The sequence below is a fragment of the Pirellulales bacterium genome, assembly GCA_036490175.1.
Classification (GTDB): domain Bacteria; phylum Planctomycetota; class Planctomycetia; order Pirellulales; family JACPPG01; genus JACPPG01.
The window spans coordinates 14,439-30,724 of the sequence record DASXEJ010000132.1; the positions used below are offsets into that span (position 1 = coordinate 14,439).

Sequence of the window (16,286 nt, forward strand, 5' to 3'; positions counted from 1 at the left end):
ATTGGCCAATGAGCGCATAATGCGAATACCACCACGTCGGGTGGACGTCGAGCCGACCACGCGAGGCAAGAAACCGCACGCAGAACGAAGAGGGAAAATATTCGCTTTGCGCTTGATTCTGCTGTAGATACCTTTCTAGAATTGCGGCTGTGTCCTTTCCATCAAGCCCGTTGTGCAACTGATTAGGGCTCCAGGCTGCTTTCGAATGGGCAACGCTAATGACTGAATAGAAAGGGAAGCCAATGAGGTGCAATCTGTTGCGAACGCTCGTGATCGCCGCGCTCGGCTTGGCCGCGATCAGCAACCACGCAAGCGCGGGACCGGTGACTTTCACCATTGATCCCACGCAAAGTTCCTTGCAAGCCATTGCCTATCTTGGTGGGCCACCGTCAGGTGGTGGTACTCAAATCACCACGGCTCAATCGGGCACGAGCGACACGACCAGCCTGTATGGCTCTCTCGTCGCTGATACCGCCGCAGCCGGGGGAAACATTAGCTTCCCTGGCGGGAGCAATGTGAATTACACATACCAACCCGGAAACTTTCTGCCGGATGCTAACGGCGGCGATGCCACGGGTCCGGACCCGGCCGGGACGGGTGGCGCCCCTGCGCAGTTCGGACTGCTGGTGAACATCCCGGGCCTTGCCACCGGGTATATCTCGATCAGCTCAGCGCTGTCGGATATTTCTGACTTTTCCGCTGGTGGAACTCCGCTGTCTGGCGGTTCGTTCGACGCCACTCAGCAGAACGTTCTTGTTACTCAAGGTAGCATCGCGTACTGGATCTCTGCTCCGGCGCTTTCAGCGACCCCCCTCTTCGGTTCGTCGGTCATAGCGCCGCCGACTCTCGCGGCGCAAAACGGCGTCGATAGCGCTGGTAACAGCAATGGGCAAGTCGGCAGTGTGACCACCATCGGAGGCGTGACTACGATCACGCTGCCGATCTTTGCGGACCAAGTGGTCAGCGTCAGTGGTCTGCCAGTCGACGTTGTCTTTACCGGCCAGATCGTGGCCACCGCTACCGTTCCTGAGCCGACGACGTTCGCGTTGGCTGGCTTTGGCATCGTCGGCTTGATGTTGGTTGCCACTCGTAGACTACGAAGGAGCTAGGCCTGCTGGCTGCTTCGCCGTCCATAGAACAAGGGCTGGTTTTCCACAACGGGGAACCAGCCCTTTCTTTATTGTCCGGACGGTAAAGGCTCTTCGTGGCGGTTTTCAATCTGGCCAGTTGTGCAACCGGTCTCTGCGCGGCAGCGCAAAGTAACAACGTGCCTTCCGAGTCGTCGGCAGCCGCCGGAACAGGGCTGCCTAAAGGCCGATCCTGCAACGCTCTCGCCTTATTTCTGGCCGCGATGTGCATTGGGGATGAAGGCTGGCCATACTGGTAGCGATCTCGCTGACGTCGACAATGCCTTCAGCCTTTCGGGGAACCTGAGTGATGCGCGCAACCGGCCCGACAGTGTTCGCAGCTATGATGGTTTTCGCGACGTGGTGCGTCGACTTTCCTGCCGGCACGGTCTGCGCATTCGAAACGGAATCGCCCGCCACCCAGGGCGTGACCTTGCCTAAGACGCAAGCGTTCGCGCTGACGTCGCGCGTTGGAAAGCGCGAGTATCGAATCCTTGTCGCGGAACCCGATAATTCGCCGCCTGCGACCGGCTATTCCGTCATCTATGTGCTCGACGGCAACGCGGCCTTTGCGACGATGGTCGATATCGCACGAACGCAACGACGTGGCGGCGCCATTATCGTTGGAATCGGTTATCCGGGTGACGTCCCATTTGATCCACGTCGGACCTACGATTTCACCCCTTCGTCGAAACGGGACAAGCTCGGCGCGCTGTTCGGTGCCAGCGAAGAGCCGACCGGGGGCCAAGATGAGTTCTTGGATTTCATCGACAACGAGTTGAAGCCGACTATCGAAAAACGATTCGAAGTGAATCGCGGCCGTCAGACATTAATAGGACACTCACTCGGAGGCCTGTTCGTTCTGCACGTTCTGTTCACTCGTCCGCAGTCCTTTCAGAATTACGTCGCCGGCAGCCCGTCGATCTGGTGGAACGACCAATCGGTACTTGAAGAGGAGCGCCGCTTCCACGCGAACGGCGCGGCCAAAGTCGATCTGCTGGTGTTTGTCGGCGAGTTGGAGACCACTTACATGGTGCAGGACGCACGCCGCCTTGCCGAACGTTTGGGACCGCTGTCAGCTGCCGGGCTGCGGGTTTATTTCACGCCCTTTGAAAACGAGAATCATGTTTCTGTATTGCCCGCCGGCCTGAGTCGCGCCTATCGGTTGGCACTCGACGGCAGTGACCGCTAATTCCGTCGCGTTTTGGTGATCGCTCGACATGAAATCGAAATGAGGAGCATGATCGTGCCATCGTCCCTCCGGAAAGCGATTAACTTGGCTGGGATCTTGATCGCGCTGTCGCCCGGCTACGAAGGCGGCCGATTAGCATTTAATTCCGCCCGGGGGGACGAAGTCGATGAATACGTTGAAGCACAACGCGCGCAATTGCGAATCCCAGGACTGGCGTTATTGGTCGTTAAAGACGGTCGAACGATCAAGGCCCAAGGCTATGGATTAGCCAATGTCGAGCTTCAAGCGCCGGTCACTGCGGAATCGATATTTCAACTAGGTTCGGTCGGCAAGCAGTTCACAGCAACAGCTGTGATGATGCTGGTCGAACGTGGCAAGTTGGCGGTCGACGATCCCGTCAACAAGTACTTGACCGCGGCACCGGACAATTGGCATGCCATCACGATTCGGCACTTACTTTCGCATACCGCCGGCGTTGGGGATTTCTCTGCGTCCTTCGATATGCGCAAGGATTGCACGGAGGACGAGCTGCTGAACGCGATCTTTCAGATTCCGCTGCACAGCGCGCCAGGCGAAGGGTGGCATTACAGCAATCCAGGATACGTTGCACTGGGGATCTTGATAGGCAAAGTCACAGGCCAGTTCTACGGCGATTTTCTGCGCGACCAGATCTTCCGGCCTTTGGGCATGACAGCGACGCGCATTATCAGCGAAGACGATATCGTGCCGCACCGCGCTGCGGGGTATCGCCTGGTCGATGGAGAACTCAAGAATCAGAAATGGGTTTCGCCCACGATGAATTCAACCGCCGACGGCAGTCTCTACACGAACCTGCTCGACATGGCGAAATGGGATGCCGCATTAAGCGACAAACGGCTACTCAAAACGGAAACGCTCGAGCAAATGTGGACGGTCGCGACTCTGAACGACGGCAAGCCAAACCCAGGCAACTACGGCTTCGGATGGTTTTGCGAAGAGATCAACGGACACAAGGTTGTCATGCACTCAGGAGCCTGGCAAGGGTTTGTTGCTCATATTGCCCGCTACCGGGACGATAAGCTCACAGTAGTAATGCTGGCGAATTTGTCTGCGGATTCGTCCAAGGGTTTTTTCAAAATCGGCCAAACCGTCGCCGGCATGTACGTGCGTGAGCTCGCGCCGGCGAGGGACTAGCAATCTCTGCAGAGCCATAGCCGTGCTCCAATTGCGCGATTTCGCGCGCCGAATCTCCACACCCGCCTGGCGAGCTTGGCACTAAACCAAGGTTGTTTTCATGTTCGCTGGCACGTGCGTAGACGGCCGCTGAAACCAACGCGTTCAGCCACCTACCGTCGGCTGACCCTGGCGCCGTCGGCGGTGCTTCCTGCGGTAGACCAGCGGTATGCCTCGGCGGTACACTGAGCCGCTTCGGATGCCCCCACTCAACCTAACCTCTCCGGCCACGGTCGAGGGATGAAGGACCCAGCAGCACGATGGACATGGACAAACTGGTTTCGCTCTGCAAACGGCGAGGCTTTCTTTTTCAGTCGAGCGAAATCTACGGCGGCCTCAACGGCTTCTGGGACTACGGGCCCCTGGGAACCGAGCTGAAGCGCAATATCAAGGAGGCCTGGTGGCGCGACATGATCACCGGCCACGACGATATCGCCACGCCCGCCGGCGCCCCCAGCGCGTTCCAGATGGTCGGTCTCGACTCGACCATCATCATGCACCCACAGATCTGGAAGTGCTCGGGCCACTACGACTTGTTCCACGATTTCATGGTGGATTGCCGCGAGTCGAAAAAACGCTACCGCCACGACCAGGTACGCGGCCGCTGGGTCTCTTATCAAGGGAAGCGGGCCTTTGTCGCCACGCAGTCCGGCGGTGAAGAGGGGCTGGCCGAATCCGAACAGCGAGGGCTGAAGTTCTTTGGCCTGAGGGCGAAAGATGCCGAACGGCTGGCCTGGGAAGGTCCCTTGGTAAGCCTGACGACCGTGGCCGACTTTGCCGATGTACTAGGGCCCGACGCCAAGGCGATCGGCACCCTCACCGCGCCGCGCGAATTCAATCTGATGTTCAAGACGTACGTCGGCGCGCTCAGCGGCGAAGAAGGGGCGGCCTTTCTGCGGCCCGAAACGGCGCAGGGTATCTTCGTCAACTTCAAAAACGTCGTGGACAGCAGCCGCGTCAATGTGCCCTTCGGCATCGCGCAGGTGGGCAAGAGCTTCCGCAACGAGATCACGCCCCGCAACTTCACCTTCCGCTCGCGCGAGTTCGAGCAGATGGAGATCGAATTCTTCTGCCATCCCAGCCAATCGCCCGACTGGTACAAATACTGGCGCGACCGCCGGTACCGCTGGTATACCGACCTGGGTCTGGCCGGCGAGCGGCTCATTCTGCGCGACCATCACAAGGATGAGTTGAGCCATTATTCCTGCGGCACCGCCGACATCGAATACGCCTTTCCGTTTTTGCCGCCGGGAGAGTTTGGCGAGTTGGAAGGGATTGCCCACCGCGGAGATTTCGACCTGCGTAGCCACATGGAAGGCAAGCTGGTGCGCGAAGGCGACTCGCTGGTGGTCGAGAAGGATGCCGAGGGGAAGCCGCGCCATCGCGGCAGCGGCAAGGACTTGTCTTACTACGACGACATTACCCGCGAGCGTTTCATCCCGCACGTGATCGAGCCCTCGGCAGGCGCCGATCGCGCCACGCTGGCCTTCCTGTGCGAGGCATATCAAGAGGACAAGGTGCCGGACGAGCATGGCAACCCGCGCGAGCGCGTGTTCCTGCGGTTGCACCCGCGGCTGGCTCCGATCAAAGCGGCGGTGTTCCCGCTGGTGAAGAAAGATGGCATGCCCGAGGCCGCCCAAAAGATTTACCGCGAGCTAAAAGGGCGCTTCAACGTTTATTACGACGAAAAGGGAGCGGTCGGTCGGCGTTATGCGCGTCAGGACGAGGTCGGCACGCCTGTTTGCATCACCGTCGACGGACAGACGCTAACCGACGGTACAGTAACGTTCCGCGATCGCGATAGTTTGAAGCAGTGGCGCGTCAAGGCCGACGGCTGCGGGGATGAACTGGCGAAGGCGCTACAGGGATGAAGCCCAGCCTTAGCCAGGTAACAACGCTCAACGCGGCGTTTGAACTCGATATTGAGGATTACGCCGCCGCGGCCTGCGATACGGTCGAGCTGTGGCTCGGCAAGCTCGAAACATATCTGGCGTCGCATACGGTCGAAGATGTCCAGCGATTGTTGCAAGAAAACGAGGTCACCGCACCGGTGGCCAGCTTCCAGGGTGGATTGTTGACAAGCCAGGGCGAGGCCCGCCGCCTGCACTGGGAACACTTCGGTCGGCGGCTCACTTTGTGTCGACAATTGGGCATCGGCACGTTGGTCGTGGCTGGCGACATCCTGGGACCGCTTGCTCAGCAGGACCTGGACCGGGCCCAGCTTTCGCTACGGCAAGCCGGCGAGCAGGCCGGACGCGAGGGGGTCCGCCTGGCCGTCGAGTTCCAGTCGCACGCGACTTTTGCCAATAACTTGCAAACGGCTGCGGCTCTGGTGGCCGAGGTAGCGTCGCCGCACGTGGGGCTGTGCTTCGACGTGTTTCACTATTACATGGGACCGAGCAAAGAAGAGGATCTCGGCTACCTCTCGCGCGAGAACTTGTTCCACGTGCAGTTGAGCGATACCGCGGGCGTGGCCCGCGAGTTCGCCGCGGATGCAGACCGGATTCTGCCCGGCGACGGCGACCTGAACCTGCAGCCGGTTATCCAGCGGTTGCGACAGATCGGCTACACGGGATGCGTGTCGGTCGAATTGATGAATCCGCAGATCTGGCAAATCCCACCGCGGCAGGTTGCGGAAGTCGCCATGACCGCGCTGCGGAAACTGCTCGGCCAGGCAAGCATGGGCTAACGGGCACTATGCCGCCCGGCTATTTGCCTGGGAACAACAGTCGGCGGCGCGTTTGCGTTCGCTAAGAAATCGGCGCTACGCGCCAAGATAACAGCACTGCAAGCCTGCCGAGTGATTACGTCAATCTCGTCAAGAAACGCTTGTCCAAATTCACAATGGGCGAGATAATTCAAGAGCGCAAAAGGAGCGGCTCAGGTTATTGCGAGCTAACGGATGAAGTAGTTGCCGCGCACGCAGCGCTGACGGAGTGGGCTTTCCATTCGCCAGCGCGGGGCAGGATCGTTTCGTCCGCACGCGCTCGACGAAGGGGGACAGTATGTCACGCCGATGCTGGGGACGGTTCTGCGCCGTCCTGGCGGCCGCTCTCTCTGCCATTCCCGCCGCAGCGCAGCAGCCGGGCTTCCGTCAAATAGAAGTTCACAATCCGAGTTCGTCGCACTACACGTCGATGATGCCCGGGATTGGTCGCAGTCATTACTACGGTGCATCCTACGGAAATTTCTCACCGGGTTACTTTGCCCAGGGCACATTCCCTTATTCCCCTTACGTCCCCGCGTACGGCGTCTTGCCACCTCCTTGGGTTCCGTACTATCGCCCAATGCTGTACGGCGGAATCTATGCTCCACTTTGGGTGCTGCCCGGGAATATGTTCGGCCCACAAGCCGTGCAGCGTTTCATCGGCGCGGATAGCCTGCCGCCCCCCGCGGCGCCGGCTGCCCCGGCGCCGGTGCCCAAAGCAGCTGCCGGCTTCGGCATGTTGGCACCGAATGCGGCAGTACCAAAGGGGGACAAAAAGCCGCGCGCTACCAATGCCGACGCGCGTGCGCGCTCACAACGATTCATCGTGCTGGGGGACGGGTATTTCGCCAAGCAGGCATACTCGGAAGCATATCAGCGCTACAAGCTGGCCGTGCAGGCGGCGCCCGACATGGGGGATGGCATCCTGCGGCAGGGATTCGCCCAGGTGGCGTTGGGGCGCTATGATGCCGCGGCGCGAAGTTTCAAACGCGGGCTGGTGCTCGACCCGAACTGGGTCGGTTCCGGCTTTCGCCTCGATACTTTGTACGCCGATAACGGCTTGGCGAAGGCTGCGCATATCGAAGCGCTGGCGCAAGAGGCCGCCCGCGCGCCGAGTTCCGACGTGATGTTCCTGCTGGGGCTGATGCTCTACTTCGACGGGCAGCCAGAGCAGGCCCGACCGTTGTTTGTGCGCTCGCGCGAGTTGGCCGGCGGCAACGATGCGCACCTGGGCGGCTTCTTGCAAAGACTGGCGCCTGAAAATGCCGCACCCGCGCCGGCCGATGCCGTACGACGTGCCAACGACGACCCGCGCAACGCCGTTCCCGTCGCGCAGCGCGTCGCAGCAGGGCCGGCATCAGGGGCGCCCGTTGCCCCCTTTAGCAAGCTGCCAGCCGTACCGGCAACAGTTGCGCCAAAATCCTGGGTGCCCGAGGGAACTGCATTGCCACGCCGCTTTACGCCTGCCGAAGGGGCCGCGAAGGACGCGCGCGATCTCTAATCGCGGCGCCGCCGGCGGTTACTCAGCGACGGCAGCAGCAGCGTCCCCAATAGGATGAGGACCAGTGCCGTGGGTTCCGGCACAGCCACCGCGCTCCAGGCCAGGGAGTATGTCTCTCCAGAATCCACGTCCACCGGCTGCGCGATCCGCAATTGGTAATCCCCGGCCTGCGAAACGAAGAAGTGTATGTACTGTAACGTGTCGACCGAGCTGATGCTCGAGGCGACCTGCACGCCGTCGCGATAGAGATACAAATCCAGCTCGTCGTGGGGATTCGCCGTGAGGAAGGTTGACGGCGTAATGACCCCGGGCAGGCCAGGGTTGAATATTGTGACGTGCTGATTCCAAATCAATGTCGCATCGATATACGTCCCCACGGCTGGCGCCGAGGCGAAGGAAAACTGTTCGGTGGTTGTGGTGGCCGTGCTGGAACCGTGAATCGTGTGTAGCGACCAGCCCAGATCCGGGACAGTGCCGGGATTGAATTGTCCGGCCATGTACTGATGGGCCGCATTGACCGCGTCCAGCCGGCCGGTCCCCTGCTGCACGTCGAGGGGCATTTGTGGCGAATTCGACCAAGGGGTACCGTTGACGCCAAGCACTGTGTCGGAGGCGTTCATCATCACCGCCCGCAACACGCGTGTGTCGATGCTTAGCCCGTGATTCTGGCCATAGTCGATCATTTGCGCCGCGAGTCCGGCGGCCTGCGGCGCGGCGAAGCTAGTGCCCGACCAGGTCGACAAGAGCGAACCGGATTGATAGTTGACGTTGGCCGTGACGATCGAAGTGCCAGGTGCCACCATGTCGGGCTTCATGCGGCCGTCGGACGTGGGGCCGGTATCAGAAAATGGCGCCACGCTTGAGTAATCGCTAGTCAGTGCCCCCAGGGTCAGCGCGTTGGCTGCTGCGCCGGGGCTGTGCGCTGGCTGACCGGTGCCGTTGTTGCCGTCGGCAACCGTGACCAACACATTGCGGGTATCGGCGATATAGTCCACCAGCAGGTCGAGCTGCGAGAGGCCGTCCGACTCTGTCGAGAACGTAGCCAGCGATAAGTTGATGACATTCGAGCCGTTGGCCAGGGCGAATTGCAAACCATTCACGATCTGGTTCGTACTGTCGAAACCGTTGGTGCTGTCCAGGACGCGCGCATTGACATAACGCGCGTCCGGCGCCATGCCGTCGTAGTTTTGACCGTCGACATCACCATTGCCCAGGATCAGGCCTGCGACCGCGGTGCCGTGACCATAAACGTCGGCGCCCGTATTCGACGGCTCTGTGGGAACAAAATTGGCCTGGGCCACCAGGCGAGGACGTCCCAGCGAGTCGGTCCCTGCGAGCAAGGGGTGTGAGCTGTTGACTCCGCTATCCACGATCCCCACGATCACGCCCGTGCCAGGGCCCAACAGAGCCGCGCTGAGGTCGCCGCCATCGAAGGCCACGGCAGGCTCGGCGCTTTGCACAACGGTTGCCGCTGCGGCAACGATCGCTAGCGCGAATAAGTTACGCAATATCAGGCGCACGCTCGCGAGGGGTCGGGCAAGAGCGAGGCAGGGTGTGACAAGCATGCAGAGCGTTGCGCTGGGGAATACTGTCGAGAAAGAAGCGATTTGGCCCGGCCCCAGTCCTCGGCGATTCGCCGAGCCGCACGCATTCGCTGCCAAGGAAAAACCTGGCTTTTCCATGCGTATTCCCCATAGTAGTCAGACTCTCCGGCTGCTGCAACGAATCTGTGGGAATTGCCCTGGCCGACACGGTTTTGCCCCAGTACCTCGCATTTGGCGCGGTGCCGCGTTAGGAACGTCGTGGCCTGCTCGGCCGATCGATCGGTGCGGATCGCGCACGACAGAGCGGCGGTCTCGCAGCCGTGCCTAAAACACGTGCACACCGTAAAAAGCGGACTGTTCTGGGCGTTTTTCCCTGGCGCCTAAGCTAGCGCGCGTCAAACCCTGGCGCCATGCGGGGTATGACGCGATCGCGGACCGATTCGTGGTGTCGATATCTTGCGCGGCGCGCGATTTGCAATCAGTCGCAGCCGGTCCGATGGCATAAGAATCTGCGTTCGCGGTCACGGTGTGGAAATGGGCCCGTCGATGTACGCAGAATGCCTCTCGCAGTGCGTGAGGTAAATCTCACGCGTTGCTGATACGCATCACACATTCGTGTGGCATGCTGTTGGCTTTTGATGGATTTCACTAACGACCGCGGGCGCAAAGGCGCCCCGCGCGGATAACCAAATAGAGGAAGGAACAACGATGTCGCGTGGATTTCTGATCGATATGGATGGCGTGATTTATCGAGGACGCGAACTGGTGGCGGGAGCCGATCAGTTCGTGAACCAACTAATCGTCCAACAAATTCCTTTTTTCTTTCTGACAAATAACAGCCAGCGCACGCGGCGCGACGTAGCCACCAAGCTGCGGCGGATGGGCGTGGAGGCTGAAGAGAAGCACATCTTCACCTGCGCGATGGCGACGGCCCGCTTTCTCGCGCAGCAGAAGCCAGGTGGCACGGCCTACGTCATTGGCGAAGGGGGGCTGCTCAATGCTCTGCACGCCAACGGCTACTCGATCGTGGATCATGATCCTGATTACGTGGTGGTGGGCGAAGGTCGCACCATGACCATGGAAACCGTCGAGGCGGCCGTGCAAATGATCGTCGCCGGCGCCAAGCTGGTGGCCACGAATCTCGACCCCAATTGCCCCACGCAGCATGGATTGCGCCCCGGCTGCGGAGCAATCGTGGCCATGCTCGAAGCGGCCACAGGGGTCAAGGCATTCAGCGTCGGCAAACCCAGTCCGGTGATGATGCGGGCCGCGCGAAAGGAACTCGGCTTGCGTGCCGAAGAAATCACGATGATCGGCGACACCATGGAAACCGATATCCTGGGGGGCGTGCAACTTGGCTATCGCACGGTGCTGGTCCTGTCGGGCGGCACGCGGCGCGAAGACTTGCGGCATTACGCGTATCGGCCCGACATTATCCTCGAGTCGATTGCCGAGTTGTGCAACGCGGATTTTCCGTCGCCTGAGATGGCTGCATAGCCCACGATCGCGGGCAACTTGCGACAGGCTTTTGCCGTGCGCGAAAGCGACGGTCAACGGACGTTGCTCGCGCGGCTTAGTCTACAACGCTCTCGTCGTCGTCATGGGCCATACGGGCGTCTTCGACAACGTCGTGGGCTTTGTACAAAAATCGCCCCAGCAGCCGCGCATCGATCAGGATCACGGCCGCGAAGGCTGGTGCGCCGAGAATGACGGTCAACCAGGCCGACCACTCGTATCCTAATACTGACAGCCACCACCACGCGCCGGTGATCAGGCCGGCCTCGACATTCACTAAGAGCCAGCCCCACCAGAACCCCAAGATCAATCGCAATGCCATCCCGCTGACGACGATCCAAAACGCCTCCTGCTCCAAAGCCGAGACGAGCATCATGGGGTACAGGATCGTGGTCGTGGCGATCGCGGCGACCGTGGCCCATGTTTGCGCCGTCGCCAGTTCAACAGGCAACGCAGCCTGCGCGCCCAAGTAGACGCCGTAACCCACGGCACCGGCGGCCACCAGCGGGAACACGACATACACGATCCGCCAGATTCCTTCGTAGATCTCGGCGTCGCTCCAATCGCCTACCTCGTCATTGCCAGCAGCCGTGTCGCGAATGACGGCCACCACGCAGCCCGACATATAGGCCATCATCACCAGCCAAATGATGGCGCCGAGTGCGATCGTGCTGGCCACTTTGATGCCGACTCCGTAGCCGGAAATGACCCCGCTGGATGAAGCCATCTCCGCCGCCAGGCTTAGCCCATAGGTCGTGATGCCATTGGAGAACAACGACATGATCGTCAGCATCATCCAACGGCTGATCGTGCCGGGATACCACGGGAAGGAAAAAATGCCCGACAAAAACCACCATCGCGGCGGAGGCGCGGGCGGCGGCTCTGGATCGTGCAGCGGCGGCTTTTCGACCGGCGTGACAGGGAGTATGGCCGCCAGCGGATTCGGCGCCGGCTCGGCGTCCAAACGGTACTCGCCCACGGGACGCGCCACCTTCGCCGTGTGCTCCTTCGCTGGCTTGGGCACCAGCACAGGCTTAAAGCAATCGGGGCAGCGAACACGTTTGCCAACCAGTTCGACCTTGGGAAACAGCCGGGCCCCGCATACACCGCAAACAGCCAGTACGGTCTTTGGCTGCTCGCCGGGTTGATCCGTCCCGCTGAGTTGATACTCGCCGGCCGCGCCGCCGTCGCGCGCCACCGGAACGGCTTGCTGCGCTTGCTCGACAACACGCACCGCGACGCCGCAGTCAGGGCAGCGAACGCGCTTGCCGATCAGCTCGCGGCGTGGGTGCAAGCGAGCGTTGCAGGTCGGGCAGACGATCCGCACATACGGCTCGGGTTGATTGCCCTCTTGCATGACTTCACCGCAATCCAAAGCCTCTTAAGTCGGAACGACCACCGCCCGCCGACCAGCGTGTGGCGAGACCGGCCGGGTCTTTTTTTCCGTTCAGCGAGTGATGTAGCCCGTTTATCATCGTCGGCTGGGAGAGAAAACGCCAGCGATTGCCGCGTGCTCGTCAACCGGGTTAGTTTGTTGCCGCCAGCCTTGGGGGCGTGTTATTCTGACACGACAGCTTGGATCGCCGCTTTTGGCGCGCGAACGTGGCCTGACCTTTCCCTCCCTGGGGTGTTCCTAATGCGCTTTGGCAGCATTCTCGGCGGTCTGGCGCCACTGCTGCTGATGGCTTGCGCCACGGCCGATGACGGCGGCCGATCGTTTCGTGACACCGTGGCCACGATTTTCGAGCAGCGGTGCGTCTCTTGCCATGGCGCACACGAGCCCAAGGGAGGATTTTCGCTCACGTCGCGTCAGACGGCGCTAGCGGGCGGTGATAGTGGCCCGGCGATTGTGCCTGGCCAGCCCGACGAAGGGATGCTGCTGGGCTATATTTCGGGGGACAAGCCCGAGATGCCCAAGAGCGGTGCGCCGCTGCGAGCCGATGAAGTGGCAGCGATCCGCGCATGGATTAACGACGGCGCGCGCTGGCCTGCGGAGATGACGCTCGTCGACAAGTCCAAGTCTGGTCCTTGGTGGTCGCTGGGGCCTCTGGTTCGTCCCGCTGTGCCCAAAGTTGATACCGCGTGGGTTCGCACGCCAATCGACGCGTTCGTGCTCGCCAAGCACGACGAGCTCGGATTGCATCACGCGCCGGAAGCCGACCGGCGGACATTGATACGCCGCCTGACGTTCGATCTACATGGCCTGCCTCCGCTGCCAGACGACGTAGATGCCTTTGTCGCCGACGATGGCGTGGATGCCTACGAACAACTGGTTGATCGCTTGCTGGCGTCTGAGCGTTACGGCGAGCGGTGGGGTCGCTATTGGCTCGACATTGTTCATTATGGCGAATCGCACGGCTATGACAAAGACAAGCCGCGTCCCAACGCGTGGCCCTATCGCGACTACGTGATCCGCGCCCTGAACAGCGACAAGCCTTATTCGCGCTTCGTGCTGGAGCAATTGGCCGGAGATGTGCTGTACCCGGACGATCCGCAAGCAACGATTGCCACCGGCTTTGTGGCCGCCGGTCCGTGGGATTTTGTCGGACATATGGAGCTGCGCGAAGGGACGGTCGACAAGGCGATCGCCCGCTCGAACGATCGCGACGACATGTTGATGGCCACGATGTCGACTTTTGTGAGCCTGACGGTCCATTGCGCACGGTGCCACGATCACAAGTTCGATCCGATCCCCCAGGACGATTATTATCGATTGCAGGCAGTGTTTGCCGGGGTCGACCGAGGCGATCGTCCGTATCGAGACGCCGAATCATCGCGCGAGCGCGAGCTGACGCTTCGGGCAAGAGACGAAGCCGCGCACGATCAGACCAAGTTGGAAGAGCGGATCGCGGCGCTGACCGGCCCCGAAGTTGCCCGACTCGACCAGCGGATCACAACAGTCCTCAGCGAGTTGGCCGCCACGGCCGACCCACTGGGCCGCACTGACGATTCGCCAGCCAGCCCCACGAACGGCTATCACAGCGAGATCTCGGCGACTGCCGCAGTGGCGAAATGGGTGCAGGTCGATTTGGGTGCTTCGCTGCCGATCGAGGTAATCCGTCTGCTGCCGGCGCGTCCGACCGATTTTGCTGATACGCCCGGCTTTGGCTTTCCGCTGCGATTTCGCATCGCCATTTCGGACGACCCGACGTTTGTTCAGCAGAACGTGGTCGTCCACGAGTCGCAGCAAGATTTCGCGAACCCGGGCGATCAATCCTACTCGGTCAATCTGCCGCGGCTTTCGGCCCGCTACGTGCGCGTGACGGCCGACAAGCTGTGGCCGCGCTCGGGGGATTTCGTCTTCGCGCTGGCCGAGATGCAGATCGAATCGGGCGCGCGCAACGTAGCGGCCGGTGCGGCGGTCGCGGCGCTCGATTCAATCGAAGGGGGACGCTGGGGTAAACAGAATCTGGTCGACGGTTTCAGCAGCCGGCATGGGCTGCCCGATCTGGCGTTGCCTGCCGTGGCGCAAGTGTTGCGGCAGCGAGAGGCCAGGCAACATGAGCTCGCCAATTTGCGCACCGAACGGGCGCAGCGGGCCGACGAGTTGATACCGGCCAGCGTCCGAGAGGAACTTGCCGCGGTCCGTGCTCGGCTCGCGGAGCTCGACGAGCAATTGGCGGCGCTCGAGAAAGACCCGCTCGTCTACGCGCTGAAATCGATCGAGCCGCGGCCGATCCACCTGTTGCGGCGCGGAGACGTCAAAAGCCCTGCCGAGCTTATAGAGCCTGGCGCGCTCGGTTGCGTGCATGGCCTGGCTCGTGATTTCGTGCTACCCAACGTGCAGGACGAAGGGAGCCGCCGCGCAGCGCTGGCACACTGGATTGTCGATCCGGCGAACGTGCTGGCCCGGCGCTCGATCGTGAACCGCGTCTGGCAGTATCACTTTGGCGCTGGCCTGGTCGACACGCCCAACGACTTCGGACGCATGGGTTCGCAGCCGTCACATCCGCAACTTTTAGATTGGTTGACGGTCGAATTCCTCGAACAAGGGGAATCGCTAAAGAAGCTGCACAAGCTAGTCGTCACCAGCAGCGTCTACCGACAGGCGTCGGCGGAAGATGCGGATAATGCCCGGCTTGACGGAGCAAATCGCTTTCTCTGGCGGCAAAATCGGCGCCGGCTCGATGCCGAGGCTGTTCGCGATGCGGCGCTGTCCGTGAGCGGCAAGCTCGACCTGACCGTGGGTGGACCCGCGGTGCGGCAATTTGCCTTCAAAGACGATCATTCGCCGACCTACGATTACGCGGGTTTCGACGTCGACGATCCCGCCGCATGTCGCCGCAGCGTCTATCGGTTCATCGTCCGCAGTGTGCCGGATCCGTTGATGGACTGCCTAGATTGCGCCGATCCGTCGCTACTAACTCCACGGCGGAACACAACGCTGACCTCGCTGCAGGCGCTAGCCATGCTCAACAACGCGCTGTTCGTGCGACAGGCCGAGCATTTTGCCGCACGAGTGCAGGAGGCGGCTCACACGCCGACAGGCCAGATTCGCGCCGCCTATCGTCTGGCGCTCGCACGTGCGCCCCGTGCTGACGAAATGCAACTGCTGCTCGCTTACACGGCCGAACATGGCTTGGCCAACACGTGCCGGCTGATCTTCAATGCGAATGAGTTTGTCTTCGTCGATTGAAAACGCCGCCAGCTCCACAGCCCAGCGTCGTCCGCCGGACAGCGCCACCGGCCGGTGCGACCTTACCGTACCGCGGACGGGCCGGCAGTCTGCTCGGGTTTGGTCTTCAGGGATGCGGCCTTCTCGGCATTGGCATTCTCATTGCCCGTGCCAATGCAATACAGATGCTTTTCGGCGCGCTGCAGAAGCTGGCCGCGATGGACCGCCAGAGAGGCAAAGCAGGGCTCGGCCAGATCGTTCTCCGCCACGGCCTCGAATTTCGGGCCCGGCCGCACGACCGTGGTCAAGCCGTCATCGCTGGTAAAGTACACCAGTCCGCCGACAGTAACGAGCGACGCGCTGTACCGCCGACCGAGGCGCTCTTTCCACAACCGCACACCGGTATCGGCCTGGTAGCAGCTGGCGATGCCGTTATCGGCCACGATAAGAAAATAATCTCCCACCACGATAGGCGACGGGACGTACGACGTATTCTCGGTCGTTCGCCAGGCGATATGGGTATCGGTCACGTTGCCGTGGCCGTCAGGGCGAATGGCCAGGATGTGATGATCCGGAAACCCAGCGGTCATGAATAGCAGACGCCCGTTATAGACCAGCGAGGCGACGAACTGCTCCGTTGGGCCGTCGATGATCCACCATCGCGCGCCGGTGCGCGGGTCGAAACTGGCCACCGACTTGCTGCCTGAAAGGATCAGGTGCGGGGCGCCCTCGATTTCGCGCACGATGGGCGTGACGTAGCTGCGCGTCTTGTTCTCGCGCGGCGTCTTCCAAAGCGACTTGCCGGTGGCACGATCGAGGGCCACCAGGTAGGCATCGCCGTCGTGGTCGCCATTGATTATCACCTTGTCCTCG

Annotated in this window: 11 protein-coding genes; 8 read left to right on the forward strand and 3 right to left on the reverse strand. The window is 61.3% G+C overall.

Annotation, left to right across the window (positions count from 1 at the left end; genetic code table 11):
* Window positions 1-242: 242 nt before the first annotated feature.
* The 6 genes from VGG64_10075 (at window position 243) to VGG64_10100 (ending at window position 7,739) form a co-directional block, all read left to right on the forward strand.
* Complete coding sequence (locus tag VGG64_10075; protein HEY1599939.1) at window positions 243-1,109, forward strand: PEP-CTERM sorting domain-containing protein; 867 nt, start codon at window positions 243-245, stop codon at window positions 1,107-1,109.
* A 361-nt stretch (window positions 1,110-1,470) separates the two neighbouring features.
* On the forward strand, window positions 1,471-2,319 hold the full coding sequence (locus VGG64_10080; GenBank protein ID HEY1599940.1) for an alpha/beta hydrolase-fold protein: 849 nt from the start codon (window positions 1,471-1,473) through the stop codon (window positions 2,317-2,319).
* 54 nt (window positions 2,320-2,373) lie between these two features.
* The gene (locus VGG64_10085) at window positions 2,374-3,492 is read left to right on the forward strand and encodes a serine hydrolase domain-containing protein (GenBank protein HEY1599941.1); all 1,119 of its coding nucleotides are present in this window, start codon (window positions 2,374-2,376) and stop codon (window positions 3,490-3,492) included.
* 305 nt (window positions 3,493-3,797) lie between these two features.
* Complete coding sequence (locus VGG64_10090) at window positions 3,798-5,402, forward strand: glycine--tRNA ligase (GenBank protein ID HEY1599942.1); 1,605 nt, start codon at window positions 3,798-3,800, stop codon at window positions 5,400-5,402.
* Entirely contained in the window at window positions 5,399-6,220 is an 822-nt protein-coding gene (locus VGG64_10095) for a sugar phosphate isomerase/epimerase family protein (protein ID HEY1599943.1), read from the forward strand. Before VGG64_10090 ends, VGG64_10095 begins: the two co-directional genes overlap by 4 nt.
* A gap of 316 nt (window positions 6,221-6,536) precedes the next feature.
* Window positions 6,537-7,739: a tetratricopeptide repeat protein gene (locus tag VGG64_10100; GenBank protein ID HEY1599944.1), complete on the forward strand. Its 1,203-nt coding sequence runs from the start codon at window positions 6,537-6,539 to the stop codon at window positions 7,737-7,739.
* On the opposite strand, the gene VGG64_10105 is transcribed toward VGG64_10100, so the two are convergent.
* Window positions 7,736-9,247 (reverse strand): S8 family serine peptidase, encoded by a 1,512-nt coding sequence (locus tag VGG64_10105; protein ID HEY1599945.1) that lies wholly within the window; start codon window positions 9,245-9,247, stop codon window positions 7,736-7,738. The genes VGG64_10100 and VGG64_10105 overlap by 4 nt on opposite strands.
* Before the next feature lie 744 nt (window positions 9,248-9,991).
* Here VGG64_10105 and VGG64_10110 point away from each other — a divergent pair.
* Window positions 9,992-10,780, forward strand: coding sequence for a TIGR01457 family HAD-type hydrolase (locus tag VGG64_10110; GenBank protein ID HEY1599946.1), 789 nt, complete (start codon window positions 9,992-9,994; stop codon window positions 10,778-10,780).
* A gap of 76 nt (window positions 10,781-10,856) precedes the next feature.
* Here VGG64_10110 and VGG64_10115 read toward each other — a convergent pair whose 3' ends face one another.
* Window positions 10,857-12,155 (reverse strand): hypothetical protein, encoded by a 1,299-nt coding sequence (locus tag VGG64_10115; protein HEY1599947.1) that lies wholly within the window; start codon window positions 12,153-12,155, stop codon window positions 10,857-10,859.
* A gap of 279 nt (window positions 12,156-12,434) precedes the next feature.
* Between VGG64_10115 and VGG64_10120 the strand changes: the two genes are divergently transcribed.
* Window positions 12,435-15,434, forward strand: coding sequence for a DUF1553 domain-containing protein (locus VGG64_10120; GenBank protein ID HEY1599948.1), 3,000 nt, complete (start codon window positions 12,435-12,437; stop codon window positions 15,432-15,434).
* Between the two features lie 62 nt (window positions 15,435-15,496).
* Here VGG64_10120 and VGG64_10125 read toward each other — a convergent pair.
* Window positions 15,497-16,286: PQQ-binding-like beta-propeller repeat protein (locus tag VGG64_10125; GenBank protein HEY1599949.1), on the reverse strand; the 790-nt coding region annotated here is incomplete at its 5' end.